The following is an 18,107-nucleotide window of genomic DNA, read 5'->3' as shown; positions in this document are numbered from 1 at the left end:
TCGAGTCCATTTAGGCCCACCATATATTGTTCCGCAGTAGCTCAGTGGTAGAGCTATCGGCTGTTAACCGATCGGTCGTAGGTTCGAGTCCTACCTGCGGAGCCAAACGGGGAAGTACTCAAGTGGCTGAAGAGGCGCCCCTGCTAAGGGTGTAGGTCGGGTAACCGGCGCGAGGGTTCAAATCCCTCCTTCTCCGCCATATCTTATGGCCCCTTGGTCAAGCGGTTAAGACACCTCCCTTTCACGGAGGTAACACGGGTTCGAGTCCCGTAGGGGTCATACGAAAAGACTGATAACGATTAAGTTATCAGTCTTTTTTTGTGTGTAAAATTCTTTTAAAAAATAGCCAAACAAATTTAATCTCTAGGCTGCAAACTTAAAGTGATAGACGACAGAAATAGGGGAACAAGTGCAGTTTAGGCAGCTAATCAAGGCTATTGACGACGGTAAGGGTTGGACTAAGGCCAGTTAAGGTAACCAATCAAGGCTATTGACGACGGTAATGGGGGACTAAGGCCAGTTTAGGTAGCCAATCAAGGCTATTGACGACGGTAAGGGTGGACCGAGGCCATTTTAGGTAGCCAATCAAGTCTATTGACGCCCATAATGGGAGAAAAGGCCATTTTATGCAGTCTATAATTGTTATTGTCAACTCTAATAGGAAAAAAGCAGTAAAATGTTTACCACAATTCAATCATCCTTAAAGAGAACCCGTGAAATAATCTCTCCATATTATATTTTCCCTTTTGAAAATTCTCATCTCATTCTTGTATCTTCTAACCAAATTTACCCAAATACGAGTCCCATATACTAACCTGAAAAAGGATATCTTATGATTCTAAAATTATATCTAAATAATAATTTCGATTCTAATTTCCAAAAAATACGTTGATAACGCTTACATCTAGGAGATTTAGATATATTTTGAATTAAAATTAAAATAACTTTTTGTGAAAAAAATTTAAAAAATTTTTATAATATTTTGGCGATTAATGATAGATATATTGTGGAATGATGTCGAAATGTGAAGAATGATGTGTTTTGATAGGAAAATGTATCGATTATTGTCAGAAAAGATAAAAAAGTATTATGAGAAATATTGATTAAATACACTTATAATTGGACTTTGAAATACATATTTTCATTGAGGATGAGGAGAGCCATGACAGTGAATACGTTTTTTCCGACTGACTATCAGTTGCATTTATTTCATGAAGGAAATTATTTTCAAAGTCATCAGCTTTTTGGCGCTCATATCTTTAAGAATTCCGATAAAATTTATACACGATTTTGCGTATGGGCCCCTAATGCTTCTGCAGTTAGGCTAACGGGGGATTTTAATAACTGGAATGGTAAAGGGTATGAATTGCAAAGGGTTAACGATGAAGGAGTATGGATTCTAATTGTAAACAGGGATCTAACCGGAAAGATTTATAAGTATGAAATATTCTCACAAACAGGTGAGAAGTTGCTTAAATCAGATCCATTTGCTTTTTATTCTGAATTAAGACCCAATACAGCTTCGATTGTTTATTCATTAGAAAATTATAAATGGCATGACAATCAATGGATGACTCGAAGAGGAAAAAAGCCCCTTCTTTCAGAGCCGGCCGTGATTTATGAAGTGCATCTAGGGTCTTGGAAAAAGAAAGAAAATGGGGAGTATCTAACCTATTTAGAACTGGCAGGAGAACTAATTCCATATGTATTGGAACATGGTTTTACCCATATTGAGATATTACCGCTTGTTGAGCACCCGTTGGACGCCTCTTGGGGCTATCAAGGAATTGGTTATTTCTCGGTAACGTCCAGATATGGGACACCGGATGAATTTAGAGAATTTGTTGATCAAATGCATCAACATGGGATTGGAGTCATTCTTGATTGGGTTCCTGGTCATTATTGCAAGGATGCGCATGGACTTTACCGTTTTGATGGGACGCACATTTATTCCTATTCAACCGAAAGTGATCGAGAAAATGCTGTATGGGGAACAGCAAACTTTGACCTTGGAAAAGGTGAGGTACAAAGTTTCCTTATCTCCAATGCACTATTTTGGATTGATTATTTCCATATTGATGGCTTTCGAATGGATGCAGTAGCAAATATCATATACTGGCCAAACGCCGCGAATGAAAGACGAGAGAATCCATTTGGCATTAACTTTTTGAAAAAATTAAATACTCAAGTCCATGAACATGATCCCAATTTTGTAATGATAGGGGAGGACTCAACCGAATATCCAAATGTGACAGCCCCAGTTAGTTACGGTGGACTTGGCTTTGATTATAAATGGAATATGGGCTGGATGAATGACATGTTGGAGTACATGGAAACACCACCGTTTCTTCGGTCACATGTTCACTCTAAGGTAACGTTTTCATTTTTATATGCCTTTTTAGAAAACTTTATGCTTCCGTTTTCACACGATGAAGTGGTTCATGGAAAAAAGTCATTATTAGATAAGATGCCAGGAGATTATTGGGAAAAATTTGCACAGTTAAGGCTTTTGTTAGGTTATATGTTTGCTCATCCAGGAAAAAAACTTCTGTTTATGGGCTTTGAATTAGGACAGTTTGCTGAATGGAAAGATAAAGAGCAGCTTGATTGGAACTTATTGGACTATGAAATGCATCAAAAATTAAATGCCTATGTAAAGTTCCTAACGAAAGTTTATAAACGATCTAAGGCCCTCTATGAACTTGATTGTTTGCAAGAAGGATTCCAATGGATCGATGCAAATAACAATGAACAATCTATCTTCTCATTTATAAGAAAAGGGAAAAAGGAAGATGAAACTTTAGTTGTTATTTGTAATTTTACAGGCGTTAGTTATCCTGTCTATACAATCGGTGTTCCTAAAAGTGGTGAATACCGCGAAATTTTCAATAGTGATCATGAAGAATACGGCGGGGCTGGATTAGTTAATAAAAAGACAATCATAGCTGCAGATGAGCCATACCATGGCCAGCCGCATTCGATTAATATAGCAATTCCTGCGTTTGGATTTCAAATCATCAGACCGGTTAAAAAGCGAAAGGAGAGAAAAGGTAATGGCAAAGAAAAAGTGCGTAGCCATGTTATTAGCAGGAGGAAAAGGGAGCAGACTTAACTCATTAACAAAGGATCTCGCAAAACCTGCAGTTCCGTTTGGAGGAAAGTATCGGATTATTGATTTTCCATTAAGTAATTGTGCCAATTCTAATATTGATACAGTTGGGGTGTTAACACAATATCAACCATTATTATTAAATTCTTATATTGGAATTGGAAGTGCTTGGGATCTTGATCGAAAGGATGGCGGGGTAACTGTTTTACCACCATATGCTGAATCATCAGAAGTAAAATGGTATACGGGTACGGCCAGTGCCATTTATCAAAACCTAAATTACCTCAAACAATACCAGCCTGAATATGTTCTCATTCTATCAGGTGACCATATTTACAAAATGAACTATGAGAGTATGCTGGAGTACCATATTGAAAAAAGAGCAGATGTAACCATTTCCTTAATAGAAGTTCCATGGAACGAAGCCAGCCGTTTTGGGATCATGGATACGGATGAGGATTTAAGAATTGTCGATTTTGAAGAAAAGCCGGACAATCCGAAGAATAATCTTGCTTCAATGGGTATTTATATTTTTAGCTGGAATATACTTAAAGAATATTTAGAAATGGACGAACGAAATCCTGATTCCAGTCATGATTTTGGTAAAGATGTAATCCCGATGCTTTTAGAGGAAAATAAGAAATTATTTGCTTATCCGTTTAAAGGATATTGGAAAGATGTCGGTACAGTTAAAAGCCTTTGGGAAGCTAACATGGACTTGCTAAGTGAAGATTGTGATTTAGATTTATTTGATCACGGTTGGAGAATTTATTCAGTCAATCCAAACCAGCCGCCGCAATATATTTCTTCCGATGCAATTGTAAAAGAATCACTTATTAATGAAGGGTGTACGATTGAGGGGGAAGTTAATAACTCTGTTCTCTTTCAGGGGGTGACTGTCGGAAAAGGAACGATTATTAAAGAGTCTGTTATCATGCCTGATGCGATCATTGGCAGTAATTGTTTGATTGAGAAAGCGATTGTTCAAGAAGATGTAAAGGTTCCAGATGGAACCGTTATTCGCTCTTTTGATGATGAGATTATTTTGGTTACTAATGAAATGTTAAGCGGGCTATACCCTGCTTTTTAATAAAATTCAGGAGGGACTTTGATTGAAAAGAAAGCTTTTAGGTGTAATTGACGCCACAACATATCATGACGATTTAGAGGATTTATTAACGCATCGCTCACTCGCTGCCCTGCCATTTGCGGGCCGTTACCGGATTATTGATTTTGTACTGTCGAATATGGTGAATTCAGGTATTCGTAGTGTAGCAATATTTCCAAAAATGCAGTACCGTTCGCTTATGGATCATTTGGGTTCCGGTAAGAATTGGGACTTAAACAGAAAACGGGATGGTCTTTTCTTTTTCCCTTCACCAATTGTTGATTTTGATGGAAATAAAATCGGTTCGTTTGAAAATTTTGCAGCGAATTTAGACTTTTTTTATCGCAGTACACAAGAGTACGCCATCATTTCTAATTGTTATACCGTGTTCAACATGAACTTTAGACCAATCCTAGATTGGCATAGTCGTTCTGGCTGTGACATCACGGAAATCCATCATAAAGATGGAGGTTCAATGGAAATGTACTTAATTAAAACATCCCTGCTAATTAAGTTAATTGAAACACGAAATGAAACAGGGTATACATGTATGAAGGACGTGGTTAATGACCTTCAGAATCTTTACTCTGTTTGTCACTATGAATATGACGGTTATGCCGTGATGATAGATTCAATTGAAAACTATTTTTCTACTAGTATGAATTTATTGCAGTCTGAGGTTTGGCAACAGTTATTTCCAAAAGATCAGCCAATCTTTACTAAAGTTAAGGATGAACCACCAACGAAGCATGTAAAGGGGTCTGAAGTAAAAAATTCAATGATTGCCAATGGCTGTGTAATCAATGGTTTGGTAGAAAATAGTATTATTTCTCGAGGAGTAAAGATTGGCAAAGGTGCAGTTATTAAGAACTGCATCATCATGCAGAAGTGCCAAATTGAAGAGAACTGTTATCTTGATTCCGTAATTTTAGACAAAGACGTTAAAGTAGAGGCCGGAACCCATTTGTCCGGCACAATGCAATCACCATTTGTAATTCGTAAAGGGACCAAACAAGGAGCGTTGATGAACTCGTGAAAGTATTATTTGCAGTTTCGGAATGTGGACCATTTGCAAAATCGGGAGGATTGGCCGATGTTGCAGGTTCCCTTCCAAAAGAATTAAAGAGCTTGGGAACTGATGTTAGAGTCATTCTGCCAAAGTATGGAACCATTGCAGAGGAATTTAAGAGTGAAATGAAACAGGTGAAAGAGTTCACCGTTTCTGTAGGTTGGAGAAATCAATATTGCGGTATAGAGGAGCTTACCTATCAAGGAGTTACCTTCTATTTTGTTGATAATGAGTATTATTTCAAACGGGAAGGTTTATATGGATATTTCGATGATGGGGAAAGATTTGCTTATTTTAATCGAGCAATTTTAGAAGCAATAGAGGAACTTAAATTTTATCCCGATGTTCTTCATTGCCATGATTGGCATACGGCAATGATTCCATACCTTTTACGGACAGAATATAATAAACGAAAAGGATACGGTCACATTCGAACGGTGTTTACCATTCATAACCTGCAATTCCAAGGGATATTTCCGAGAGAGGTATTAGGAGATTTGTTAGGAATGGATTATAATTCTTTCCATTCCGGTCACTTAGAGTTTTTCGGAAATATTAATTATATGAAGGGTGCACTTGTTGCAGCGGACAAAATTACGACCGTTAGCCCAACCTATAAAGAGGAAATTCAAACTCCCGCCTATGGTGAAAAATTAGATGGATTATTAAGAGCAAGAAAAGAGGACTTGATCGGGATTCTAAACGGAATTGATGAAGATTTTTATAATCCTGCAAAAGATCCATTAATTTATCAAACCTATACGGTTAATCATCATCAGAAAAAGGCAGTAAATAAAAGTGAGATTCAAAATCACTTTGGTTTGCCACAGTCGTCACGTACACCTTTGTTAGTGATGATTACAAGACTCACAAAGCAAAAAGGCCTTGATTTAGTTAAGTGTGTTCTTCGTGAAATTTTGCAGGAGGACCTTCAGGTAATTGTATTGGGTACAGGGGATTATGAATATGAAGAACATCTAAGACAAGCGGCTCGGATTTATCCCGAAAAGTTAAGAGTTCATACTGGATTTAATGAAGGGCTGGCCCATAAACTTTATGCAGCAGCGGATTTGTTTTTAATGCCGTCGCAATTCGAACCTTGCGGGCTTGGACAATTGATTGCAATGAAATATGGTGCTATCCCGATTGTTAGGGAAACAGGCGGTTTAAATGATACAATAAACTCTTGGAACGAATTTACAGGAAAAGGAAACGGATTTTCCTTCTCGAATTTTAATGCCCACGATATGCTCTATACGATTAAACGCGCTCTAAATGTTTACCATGATTCAAAATCGTGGAGCTCCATTGTAAAACAAGCAATGGAAATGGATTATAGCTGGGCACAGTCAGCATATAGCTATAATCAATTATATTCTGAGATCGTTGCAAGGAGTGAAACACATGTTTTCTAGTACGGTCGAATTTAAAGAAACCTTTCTAAAAAGGATTGAGATGGTATGTGGAAAGAGTTTCTCAGATAGCTCAGCCAGAGACCATTATCAAACCCTTGGGACCATGATAAGTGAATTTGTTAGTGGTGATTGGATAACTACAAACGAAAAACATCTGGCTTCCAAGGGAAAGCAGGTTTATTATCTCTCCATTGAATATTTATTGGGGAAATTACTTAGACAAAATCTGATCAATCTCGGTGTGGAAGAAACCGTGCAGGTTGGATTGAAGGAATTAGGTATAGATTTAGGTGAGTTAGAGGAATTTGAGGCAGATGCAGGCTTAGGAAATGGCGGCTTAGGAAGATTAGCCGCCTGTTTTCTAGACTCATTAGCCTCACTAAGTCTACCTGGCCATGGTCATGGAATTCGTTATAAACATGGTTTATTTGAACAAAAGATTGTTGATGGGTATCAAGTTGAATTACCGGAACAATGGCTAAAGAATGGGAATGTATGGGAAATACGCAAAACCGATAGTTCTATTAAAATTCCCTTTTGGGGGAAGGTAGAGGCGAAGATGGAAAACGGCCGGCTTGTTTTTCATCATCTAAATGCAGAAACGGTTACGGCCGTGCCTCACGATATGCCTGTTATTGGGTATCAGTCAAAAACAATTAATACATTAAGACTCTGGAATGCCGAACCATCCCAATTTTCCTTACATAAGGATATCTTAAAATATAAGCGGGAAACGGAAATGATCTCTGAGTTCCTATATCCTGATGATACCCATGATGAAGGAAAGATTTTACGTTTGAAACAACAATACTTTTTAGTATCCGCCAGTATCCAATCTATTTTAAAGAGTTATCGGAAGCAACACAGCAGTTTGAACCTACTTCATGAACACATCTGTATTCATATCAACGATACCCACCCTGTTTTAGCTATTCCAGAACTAATGAGAATTCTGCTTGATGAAGAAGGATATGATTGGGAACAGGCATGGGATATTACCAAACAAACAATTTCCTACACGAATCATACGACATTGTCTGAGGCTTTAGAGAAGTGGCCGATACATATTTTCCAACCGCTGCTGCCAAGGATTTATATGATTGTAGAAGAAATCAATGAAAGGTTTTGCCATGAGTTATGGGAACAATCTCCAGGGGACTGGGACCGGATTAAGGGACTCGCCATTATTGCAGACAATTATGTGAAAATGGCTCATTTAGCCATTGTCGGAAGTTTTAGTGTTAATGGTGTGGCACAGCTGCATACCGAAATTTTAAAGAAACGTGAGATGAATCAATTTTATCAATTGTTTCCTAAGAAATTTAACAATAAAACAAATGGAATTGCTTATCGGCGCTGGCTGTTAAAAGCAAATCCAAAATTATCTTCATTCATTACAGAATCCATCGGTTCCGACTGGACCTATCAAGCAACAGAACTTTCCCAACTGCTTAAATATGAAAATGATTCCTCGTTCTTGGATCAACTCTTAAAAATAAAAAATGAAAACAAACAAACACTTGCGAAAGTTATTCTTGAAAAGACGGGAACTACGGTGGATACTGGTGCTATTTTTGATGTACAAGTAAAGCGTCTGCATGCTTATAAACGGCAGCTTTTAAATGTTTTACATATCATGCATCTGTATAACCGACTCAAGGAAGATTCAAGCTACCCTGTTGTCCCTAGAGTATTTATTTTTGGTGCCAAAGCATCGCCAGGCTATTATTATGCCAAGAAGATCATCAAATTAATAAATTCTGTAGCGGAAAAGGTAAACAATGACCCTGTAATTGGCGATAAAATGAAAGTGATCTTTTTGGAAAACTATCGAGTGTCACTTGCGGAAAAAATCTTTCCTGCAGCAGATGTCAGTGAACAAATCTCTACGGCTAGTAAAGAAGCTTCTGGAACAGGAAATATGAAATTTATGATTAATGGTGCATTAACGGTAGGTACTTTAGATGGTGCCAATATCGAAATTCGTGAATTGGTGGGTAATGACAATATCTTCACGTTTGGATTAACGGCTGATGAGGTTCTACACTACTACCAGTTCGGCGGTTATCAATCCGATGAATATTACCACCATGATAGTCGGATTCGCCAAGCAGTAGATCAACTAGTTAATGGATTTTTCCCTGGGGCCTATAATGAATTTGAACCGATATTTGATTCGCTCCTCCAGGAAAATGATCAATATTTTGTCTTAAAGGATTTTGCATCCTATGCGGACATACAACGTTCAATTGGTGAAACATTTACTAATCGATTACGTTGGCAGCAAATGAGCTTAAGAAATATCGCCCAAGCTGGTTACTTCTCAAGCGATCGTACCATTAAGGAATACGCAGATGATATATGGGGGATTAAGCCTCTGCATTAAAAAAAGCTTCTGCCATCGCAGAAGCTTTTTTCTTATAGATAGTGTCCAATGAATATTCCAATCGCTAATAAAAACCCAAATATGGTATTTGTTTGTGCGGTTGCTTTCATGGCTGGTGCCATTTTAATTGGAATCGTGTTTTCAATAAAGCCTTTAGTTGCTTTAATTGCCTTTGGAGCGCTAAGGATCACAAGTGCTGTCCAAACTGGCAAAACACCGAAAATAATCAGACCTAAGACCCAAAGAAAGGAAAAAGTGAACATCCCTGTTAATAAGTAAATGGCACGTTTCTTTCCTAATAGAATGGCCACTGTTTTACGTCCGTTTTCTTTGTCTCCATCCAGGTCACGAATGTTATTTGATAACATAATCATCCCAACTAATATCATACTTGGAACTGAGACGAGAATGCTCGTGGTGCTGACTGTTCCCGTTTGAATAAAGAAGGAGATTAAAATAATTAACATCCCCATAAAGAAACCTGAAAGAATTTCACCAAATGGTGTATAAGCAATTGGGAACGGACCTCCAGTATAAAAATACCCCACAGCCATACAAATCAGCCCCACAGCCGCTAACCACCAGCTGCTGTTGGCGCAAATATAGATCCCTAATAATAGGGCAATTCCATAAAAGACAAAAGCAAGGTTTAGGACTGTTCTTGGCTTGATTCCATCACGAACAATTGTCCCGCCAATCCCTACGGATTGAGCTGTATCCAGCCCGCGTTTGAAATCGAAATATTCATTAAACATATTGGTTGCAGCTTGAATCAATAAACTCGCAATAAGCATGGCAAAAAATAGCCCAAAATGAATGTTCCCATGTTTAAGGGATAGGGCTGTACCAAGCAGAACTGGTACAAATGCAGCAGTTAATGTATGGGGACGGGTCATTTGCCACCATACTTGAAAGCCGCGGTTTGATTCAACTGCAGGTTCAGAACTCTTCTGTATTGTTGGTTGCATTTTCTTCTCTCCCTTTTTAAGTTTCTTTCTCTATATAAAAGGTTAGGTTCAATGTTAAATGGGCCATGCCCAAAACTAAGTGTATGTAATTCAAGGATTAGTGTCAATTAATTTTTCCTATCAAATTTAGAAGATTATACCTGTTTGATTATTATTGAATGGTTGGTGGGAAAATGATAAAAATGAAAAATTCAATGAGAGAGCGGATTTTATCAATAAGGTGAAATCTTAAGATATAATAGGGAATGAAGCAGGATTGTTAGTGACAAGTAATACTGACTTCTTTACAATGTAGGTAGTATGCTAAAAATTGCATTAATATGAATGGATAACAGTCATTTCGGCTGTTTTGGAGGGATTTGTTTGATTACCATTCAAGAGTTGGAAATAATGGAACGAGGTCTTTTGGCTGTCAAACGCGCAAAAGAACTAGGCCGGCCCATTTTAATTAGTGAAGTTCATAAAATGGACACGATAAACCCACTATCATTTTTTAATATAGGAAAAGAACAATTTCGCGGTGAACGCTTCTTTTGGAAGGACCCAGAAGATGAAACCGTACTTATTGGACTCGGGATTTCTAAACAGATTCAGTCGGATCAGGATTCTGACCGCTTTTTTCATGTTGAAGAGGAATGGGAGAAATTTTTAAGGGACTGCCTTATTTTCAATCCATATACTGAAATGGGGATAGGTCCAGTCATGTTCGGCGGCTTTTCGTTTGACCCCTGCAAAGAAAAAACCGTCCTTTGGTCGAAATACGCCAATTCTTTGTTCCATCTGCCGAAATATTTATTGAGTATCATTGATGGTCAAACGTTCTTAACAACTAATACGGTTTGTACTCCTCATGAGGATCCTTACTTATTTAAAAAAGTAAGCGAAGAGAGAAATGAAATTTTAAATGCTCTCTATCAAAGTGAACCCAAAAAGTCGGTTGCTGCACTTTTAGATATGAAAGAGATTGGACCTGAAAGGTGGAAGAAAACTGTTGATGGAGTTGTGAAGGAATTAACAGATGGTCCCCTAAAAAAGGTTGTGCTTGCTCGCGAATTGAGGCTTGTGTTTGACGATCAAGTTATGGCAGAGAATGTCCTAAATAATTTGTATATGCAGCAGCATGAAAGCTTTATATTTGCGTTTGAATCAAATGGAGATTGTTTTATTGGTGCATCGCCAGAAAGACTCGTGAAAAAGCAAGGAAATGAAGTGTATTCCACCTGTCTTGCTGGCTCCATCTCACGTGGCAAAACAGAAGAGGAAGACCTAAAATTGGGTCAGATGTTATTAAATGACCAAAAAAACCTAAAAGAGCATGGTTTTGTTGTGGAAATGATAAAAGAGGCTCTGGAGGAATCATGCGAAGAAATTATTCTGCCTGAAAAACCACAGTTAATGAAGATAAGAGATATTCAGCACCTCTATACCCCAGTGGTCGGAAAATGTCATAAGGATGCTTCATTAATGTTATTGGTGGAAAGACTGCATCCCACACCTGCGCTGGGCGGACTTCCGAAGGAGGAAGCAGTTGTTAAGATTAGAGAAGTAGAAGAGCTGGATCGTGGCTTCTACGCCGCTCCATTAGGCTGGATGGATTACAGGAAAAATGGTGAATTTGCTGTTTCCATTCGCTCTGGACTTATTCAGGGGGAAGAAGTTTCGTTATTCGCAGGATGCGGAGTAGTAGCAGATTCTGAATCAGAAAGTGAATATTTGGAGACGAGTTTGAAATTTAAACCTATGCTCCGAGCCCTTGGAGGAAATTGATATGCAGCATCAAGAATCATTAACAGCCTATATAGCAGCTATTGTTTCAGAACTTATTTTCACGGGAGTAACTGATGTGGTTGTAAGCCCAGGTTCACGGTCTACTCCAATGGCGATGATTATGGCAGAGCATCCAGAACTTAATGTTCATATACATGTAGATGAACGCTCAGCTGCTTTTTTTGCCTTAGGAATAGCCAAGTCTTTAAATAAGCCAGTTGCAATCCTCTGTACGTCAGGTACGGCTGCCGCGAATTATTTCCCTGCGATTGTGGAAGCGCGTTATGCACGAGTGCCTTTGATTGTGTTAACGGCAGATCGGCCGCATGAACTCAGAGAAGTAGGTGCTCCACAAGCAATCGATCAAATCCATTTATATGGGAAACATGTAAAATGGTTCTCCGAAATGGCTTTACCTGAAAAAAGTGATGAAATCATTCGTTATGCGCGTACGATTTGTGCGCGAGCGGTAGCGATTGCGAAAAGTGCCCCTTCTGGTCCTGTTCATTTGAATTTTCCTTTTAGGGAACCATTAGTACCCAAGCTGGATGATGCCCTCTTCCAGCTTCGTGAACGTCCAAACGGTTATGTGAAAGTCCATACAGGTGATTTGACAATCGCGGAGGAACAATTTAGAGAAATTGCCGAAAAACTGTCAAAAACAACAAGAGGAATTATTGTTTGTGGAAATATTGTCGATGATATTTTTCCTGAGGCTGTAACACGGCTAGCTGAAAAACTAAACTTCCCAATAATTGCTGACCCCTTGTCACAGTTAAGAAGCGGGAAACATAGCTTTGAAAATATCATTGAAGCCTATGATACCTTTTTAAGAAACGATGATGCAAAAGTCTACTTAAAGCCGGATGTTATTCTTAGATTTGGAGCAATGCCCATTTCAAAAGCATTAACAATTTTTATAAAAGAAAATGGAAACGCAGAACAATATGTGATTGATGGCGGCAGCGGCTGGCGTGATCCAGCATCGTTATCAACAAATATGATTTTCTGTAATGAATCGTTATTCTGCGAGAAAATAGAAAAATATACAGTAGAGAAATCCTCTTCCGATTTTCTAACAGCTTGGAAAAGGGTTAACCAACTATCAAAAGATACGATGATATCGCTTAGCGATATATCGGATTTAAGTGAAGGCAGGCTGTTCTATCAATTAGCTGAAATGCTTCCTGAAGGAGCTGCACTATTTGTAGGTAATAGTATGCCAATCCGCGACTTAGATAGCTTTTTTCTTAACAATCATAAACAAATTAAAGTAATGGCAAATAGGGGGGCAAATGGAATTGACGGTACCGTTTCTACTGCCTTGGGTGCCGCATTAAACTCCTCATCCTTGTACCTTGTCCTAGGTGATTTAACCTTTTTCCATGACTTGAATGGGCTGATTGCAGCAAAACTGTACAATATAAATATTAATATTATTCTAATCAACAATAATGGCGGCGGAATCTTCTCCTTCCTCCCGCAATCTGAGCATCCGAAAAACTTTGAACTTTTGTTCGGCACTCCGATCGGAATTGATTTTGAGCATGCTGTTAAAATGTTTAATGGTAATTACATAAAGATTGAGGATTGGGACCATTTTGGAGTAGAAATAAGGAAATCCATCCATTCGACAGGGATAAATGTATATGAAATAGTTACCAACAGAGAGAGGAATCGTGACGAACACCGCGAATTTTGGGGCAATGTTTCCCAGGAAATATCAAACTTTGTCAAAGGTGAACAATAAATGTATATCGTTATCGATGGGAATCGTCACTATGTCGAAGTTTGCGGTAACGGCGGCCTTGGCCAGGTTCCACTTGTTTTGCTGCACGGCTTTACGGGAGACTCTACCACATGGGCTCCATTTCATGAATGCTGGGGAAAGTCGACAATGCTCATTATCCCTGATATTATTGGGCACGGAAAAACAGAGTCTCCCCAGGAGCTTAGCCGATATCAAATGGATGCCGCTGCTTCTGATTTAAACACGATCCTTGATCATATGGGGATTGAGCAAGTAGATCTACTTGGTTATTCCATGGGTGGAAGACTTGCATTAACCTTCGCCCTTTTGTACCCAGGGCGTGTTCGAAAATTAATACTTGAGAGTGCATCACCGGGCTTAGCGACGGAGGACGAAAAACAACATCGCCGTATGAAAGATGCCGAACTTGCTAACTTTATTAAGGAACAGGGAATCATTGCATTTGTGGATTATTGGGAAGAGATTCCCCTTTTTGTCACCATGAAGGGCCTCCCGCGGGAAACTCAAGAAGAGATTAGGAAACAGCGTTTGAAAAATTTGCCCAATGGCCTAGCCAACAGTTTAGTTGGGATGGGAACAGGGGCCCAATCATCCTGGTGGGGCAAGTTAAATGAACTCACTTGTGAAGTGTTGCTTTTAACAGGGGCGGAGGATCATAAGTTCTGTTTAATTGCCAGTCATATGATGGAGGAGCTAAAAAATAGTTCTTGGGTAGTGATTGAAGATAGCGGGCATGCAATTCATGTGGAAGAACCTGAAAAGTTTGGTACAATAGTAAGTGACTTTTTGTCGAATGAAAATAAATAAAGGAGGAGATTATTTTGACAGTAGAATGGATTGCAGGACGCAAATATGAAGAAATTTTATATGAAACATTCAATGGCATTGCCAAAATTACCATTAACCGTCCACATGTACATAATGCATTTACACCGAGAACAGTTTCTGAATTAATTGACGCATTTGCCTATGCGCGTGATGATGCAAGTATTGGGGTTATTGTCTTAACAGGTGCTGGAGATAAAGCATTTTGTTCAGGTGGAGACCAAAGTGTACGCGGCCATGGAGGATATGTTGGGGAAGATCAGATTCCTCGTCTAAATGTTCTTGACCTACAGCGTCTAATCCGTGTGATTCCAAAACCTGTAATTGCAATGGTAAAAGGATATGCGATTGGCGGAGGACATGTTCTTCACGTTGTTTGTGACCTAACGATTGCTGCTGATAATGCTGTGTTTGGACAAACTGGACCAAAGGTTGGAAGTTTTGATGCTGGCTATGGCTCTGGTTACCTTGCTAGAATCATTGGTCATAAAAAAGCACGCGAAATTTGGTATTTATGCCGTCAATATAATGCCCAAGAAGCACTTGATATGGGCTTGGTTAATACCGTTGTCCCACTTGAGAAAGTAGAAGAAGAAACAATTCAATGGTGTAATGAAATTCTTGAGAAAAGTCCAACAGCCCTGCGCTTCTTAAAAGCAGCTATGAATGCAGATACAGACGGCTTGGCTGGTCTACAACAATTTGCTGGGGATGCAACCTTGCTTTACTACACAACTGATGAAGCGAAAGAAGGGCGCGATTCCTTTAAAGAAAAACGTAAGCCTGACTTTGGGAAATTCCCGCGTTTTCCTTGATCGTTAGTTTACAACAGCTTGATGGATGATTCCATCAGGCTGTTTTTCGTAGGAAAGTAAGTAAAGGCACTAGTTAGTCAGATGAAGAAAGGTGAACCGTTATGCAGAACGAAATGATGCCTAATTTTTTGAAGAAAAGAGCGTTTCTAACCCCTGCACGAACTGCTATCTATTTCCAGGAAGAAGTGGTAACCTTTAAAGAACTTTATCAACGTTCTTATCAGGCCGCTGGGAAACTACAAGGATTAGGTGTTCAAAAAGACCACTATGTTGGTCTATTATTAAAAAACAATATTGATACAGTTGTCATATTATTTGCCCTTCAGTTATTAGGAGTTAGATCCGTGATACTGAATAACCGCCTCTCTCCATCGGAACTTTCCTGGCAGCTTAACGATTCAAAGGCGGTATCATTAATTCTTGATAATTCTTTTTTTGAAACAAAAACTTTCATAAATAACCAAATCCCTGCGCTGAAAACCATAACAATAGACGAGATATTTTCAAGCGCCACACACGAGCCGACTATTCTTGAAGAGATATCGCTTGCCGATATATGTACCATTATGTATACATCAGGGACCACAGGTAATCCCAAAGGGGTCATCCAAACCTATGGTAATCACTGGTGGAGTTCGGTGGGTTCAGCCTTAAATTTAGGCTTTATCGATGGCGATTGCTGGCTCTGTAATGTTCCACTATTTCATATTAGCGGATTTTCCATTTTAATGCGCAGTGTCATTTATGGCATGCCAATAGTCCTTCATGACCATTTTGATGTGGAAAGGACAATTGCTGATATCAATGACAAGAGTGTGACGATTATGTCTGTTGTTGGAACCACGTTGACAAGAATCGTTGAAGCTCTTCAAGAACGCCGCCTTCCCAAACAATTCCGCTGTATGCTTCTTGGAGGGGGACCCGCACCATTCCCATTACTTCAAGCATGTGTTGAAAAAGAGATCCCGGTATTCCAAACTTATGGCATGACTGAATCTTCTTCACAAATTGTTACCCTTGCACCAGAATACAGTTTGACTAGGTTGGGTTCGGCGGGGAAGCCATTGTTTCCATCACAAATTCAAATTATAACTGAGGATGGAAATACGGCTCTACCGGGTATTCCTGGTGAAATTGTCATTAAAGGTCCCAATGTTACTCCAGGCTATTTATTTCGTCCGGATGTTACAAAAGAGAAGCTTAGGAATGGTTGGTTTCATTCCGGTGATATTGGCTACCTAGACGATGAAGGATTCCTATTTGTTCTCGACCGGCGTTCAGACTTAATCATTTCAGGGGGAGAAAATATTTATCCCGCAGAAATTGAAGCTGCATTACTGTCACACCCTAATGTGAGCGAGGCAGGTGTGACACATACAGAGGATGCGAAGTGGGGACAGATACCGGTAGCATTTATTGTGACAAGAAGTGGAGCGGACCTTTCTGGTGAGGAACTTAAACAATTTTGCCAACAGAAATTGGCCAAATATAAAGTGCCAAAAGCATTTTATTTTACGAAGGTACTGCCGAGAAATGCCTCCAAGAAACTACTTCGCAGGGAGCTCCGTGAATGGGTGAAGGAGGGCTTACCCGTTGATTAAGATAACCTCCATCGAAATAAATGTCATTGAAATGCCGTTAAAAGATCCGTTTCTGACCCATTTAGGCGCAGTAAAGGTTCGTGAAGGGATAATCATTAAAATAACCAATTCAGATGGTGTTTCAGGCTTTGGTGAAGGTGTTGCTTTTTCGACTCCCTGGTATACGGAAGAAACAGTTAAAACATCTTTACATATGTTAACTGATTTTCTAGTTCCACTTCTTCAAAAGAATCCAATCGACCATCCGGCGCAATCATCTCAGCTTTTTAGTTCATTACGAAGGAACAATATGGCAAAAGCTGCGTTAGAAACTGCTTTATGGGATTTATATGCTAAGAGTACTTCGCAGCCATTGTCAAAAACCCTTGGAGGTACCCGTTCGGTTGTGGCTTCTGGTGTCGTGGTGGCGACAGATTCTACTACAAAGGCGCTCCGACAGATTGAGCAATATCTTCAGGAAGGGTATCAGCGCATTAAAGTAAAAATTAATCCAAAACTAGACTATTCTTTCCTATCTGACATTCGCCGTGAGTATCCTGACTTGGCAATCATGGCAGATGCGAACTCTGCCTACACATTAGCTGATATGGATCGAATTAAAGCACTCGATGACTTCAATTTAATGATGATTGAGCAGCCCCTAAGCAATGATGATATCTTGGAACACGCGTTGCTTCAAAAGGAAATCAAAACACCGATTTGCTTAGATGAAAGTATTTGCAGTTTTGAAGATGCCCGAAAAGCAATTGAGTTCGGAAGTTGCAAAGTGATAAATATTAAAGTGGGCAGGGTGGGTGGTTTGAATGAAGCGAAACGTATTCATGACTATTGTTTTGAAAAGGGAATACCCGTCTGGTGCGGGGGAATGATTGAATTCGGTATATCACGGGCCCATAATATTTCACTTGCCTCCTTGCCAGGCTTTTCAATCCCAGGGGATATTTCTGCATCTAATCGCTTTTGGGAAGAGGACATCATAACTCCTGAAGTTAACGTTCAAAACGGTTCTGTAGCCGTACCATCGAGTCCTGGGATCGGTTTTGAGATTAACGAAAAACGACTTCAGCAAGTCTTGCAATGGAAGGATATCATTACTTTTTAGTGATGAAGGATGTTAATAAAAAATGAACCAGTTAAAGACCTGGTTCATTTCAGATTGTAGACAAAAGGCATTCGATGGACTTAATCAAATGCCTTTTTATAAGGTCATTAATGATTTTATAACACTGTTGATTGGAGTGGAAGGCGGCGAAGACTCCTGCGGGAGTACGGG

The 18,107-nt window shown here is 39.2% G+C and carries 12 protein-coding genes and 3 tRNA genes; 14 read left to right on the top strand and 1 reads right to left on the bottom strand.

Going from position 1 to position 18,107, the window contains the following annotated elements:
* Nucleotides 1-30 precede the first annotated feature (30 nt).
* From COJ96_RS24445 to COJ96_RS24410, 8 genes are all read left to right on the top strand, one after another.
* Nucleotides 31-105, top strand: a tRNA-Asn gene (locus tag COJ96_RS24445).
* 3 nt (nt 106-108) lie between these two features.
* Nucleotides 109-199 (top strand) — tRNA-Ser (locus COJ96_RS24440).
* Nucleotides 200-207: 8 nt separating this feature from the next.
* Nucleotides 208-279 (top strand) — tRNA-Glu (locus COJ96_RS24435).
* Between the two features lie 883 nt (nt 280-1,162).
* Entirely contained in the window at nt 1,163-3,112 is a 1,950-nt protein-coding gene (gene glgB / locus COJ96_RS24430; protein ID WP_098576409.1) for a 1,4-alpha-glucan branching protein GlgB, read from the top strand.
* On the top strand, nt 3,054-4,199 hold the full coding sequence (locus COJ96_RS24425; protein WP_098576408.1) for a glucose-1-phosphate adenylyltransferase: 1,146 nt from the start codon (nt 3,054-3,056) through the stop codon (nt 4,197-4,199). Before glgB ends, COJ96_RS24425 begins: the two co-directional genes overlap by 59 nt.
* A gap of 22 nt (nt 4,200-4,221) precedes the next feature.
* Nucleotides 4,222-5,253 carry a GlgC family sugar phosphate nucleotidyltransferase gene (locus COJ96_RS24420; protein ID WP_098576407.1) on the top strand — a complete coding sequence of 344 codons (1,032 nt, stop codon included), beginning with the start codon at nt 4,222-4,224 and terminating at the stop codon, nt 5,251-5,253.
* Complete coding sequence (gene glgA, locus COJ96_RS24415; protein ID WP_098576406.1) at nt 5,250-6,701, top strand: glycogen synthase GlgA; 1,452 nt, start codon at nt 5,250-5,252, stop codon at nt 6,699-6,701. Before COJ96_RS24420 ends, glgA begins: the two co-directional genes overlap by 4 nt.
* Entirely contained in the window at nt 6,691-9,087 is a 2,397-nt protein-coding gene (locus tag COJ96_RS24410; RefSeq protein ID WP_098576405.1) for a glycogen/starch/alpha-glucan phosphorylase, read from the top strand. The genes glgA and COJ96_RS24410 overlap by 11 nt, the downstream gene beginning before the upstream one ends.
* 32 nt (nt 9,088-9,119) lie before the next feature.
* Here the strand turns inward: COJ96_RS24410 and COJ96_RS24405 are convergent, their stop codons facing one another.
* A complete protein-coding gene (locus COJ96_RS24405; RefSeq protein WP_098576404.1) occupies nt 9,120-10,055 on the bottom strand; it encodes a 1,4-dihydroxy-2-naphthoate polyprenyltransferase in 936 nt (311 codons plus the stop codon).
* 363 nt (nt 10,056-10,418) lie between these two features.
* On the opposite strand from COJ96_RS24405, the gene COJ96_RS24400 reads away from it, so the two are divergent.
* From COJ96_RS24400 to menC, 6 genes are all read left to right on the top strand, one after another.
* Entirely contained in the window at nt 10,419-11,822 is a 1,404-nt protein-coding gene (locus COJ96_RS24400) for an isochorismate synthase (protein WP_098576403.1), read from the top strand.
* A gap of 1 nt (nt 11,823) precedes the next feature.
* Entirely contained in the window at nt 11,824-13,572 is a 1,749-nt protein-coding gene (gene menD, locus COJ96_RS24395; protein ID WP_098576402.1) for a 2-succinyl-5-enolpyruvyl-6-hydroxy-3-cyclohexene-1-carboxylic-acid synthase, read from the top strand.
* Nucleotides 13,573-14,400, top strand: a complete 828-nt coding sequence (menH, locus tag COJ96_RS24390; RefSeq protein ID WP_180230243.1) for a 2-succinyl-6-hydroxy-2,4-cyclohexadiene-1-carboxylate synthase — start codon at nt 13,573-13,575, stop codon at nt 14,398-14,400.
* Nucleotides 14,401-14,414: 14 nt separating this feature from the next.
* Nucleotides 14,415-15,233, top strand: coding sequence for a 1,4-dihydroxy-2-naphthoyl-CoA synthase (gene menB, locus COJ96_RS24385; protein WP_098576401.1), 819 nt, complete (start codon nt 14,415-14,417; stop codon nt 15,231-15,233).
* A 101-nt stretch (nt 15,234-15,334) separates the two neighbouring features.
* On the top strand, nt 15,335-16,834 hold the full coding sequence (locus COJ96_RS24380) for an o-succinylbenzoate--CoA ligase (RefSeq protein ID WP_098576400.1): 1,500 nt from the start codon (nt 15,335-15,337) through the stop codon (nt 16,832-16,834).
* Nucleotides 16,830-17,936: an o-succinylbenzoate synthase gene (menC, locus tag COJ96_RS24375; protein WP_098576410.1), complete on the top strand. Its 1,107-nt coding sequence runs from the start codon at nt 16,830-16,832 to the stop codon at nt 17,934-17,936. Before COJ96_RS24380 ends, menC begins: the two co-directional genes overlap by 5 nt.
* The last annotated feature ends 171 nt before the right edge of the window (nt 17,937-18,107 follow it).

This window comes from Bacillus sp. AFS073361, assembly GCF_002567005.1.
Taxonomy (GTDB): Bacteria; Bacillota; Bacilli; order Bacillales; family Cytobacillaceae; genus Neobacillus.
Note: the sequence above shows the minus strand (reverse complement) of the source record. Positions and strands in the feature narration are given on the sequence as shown.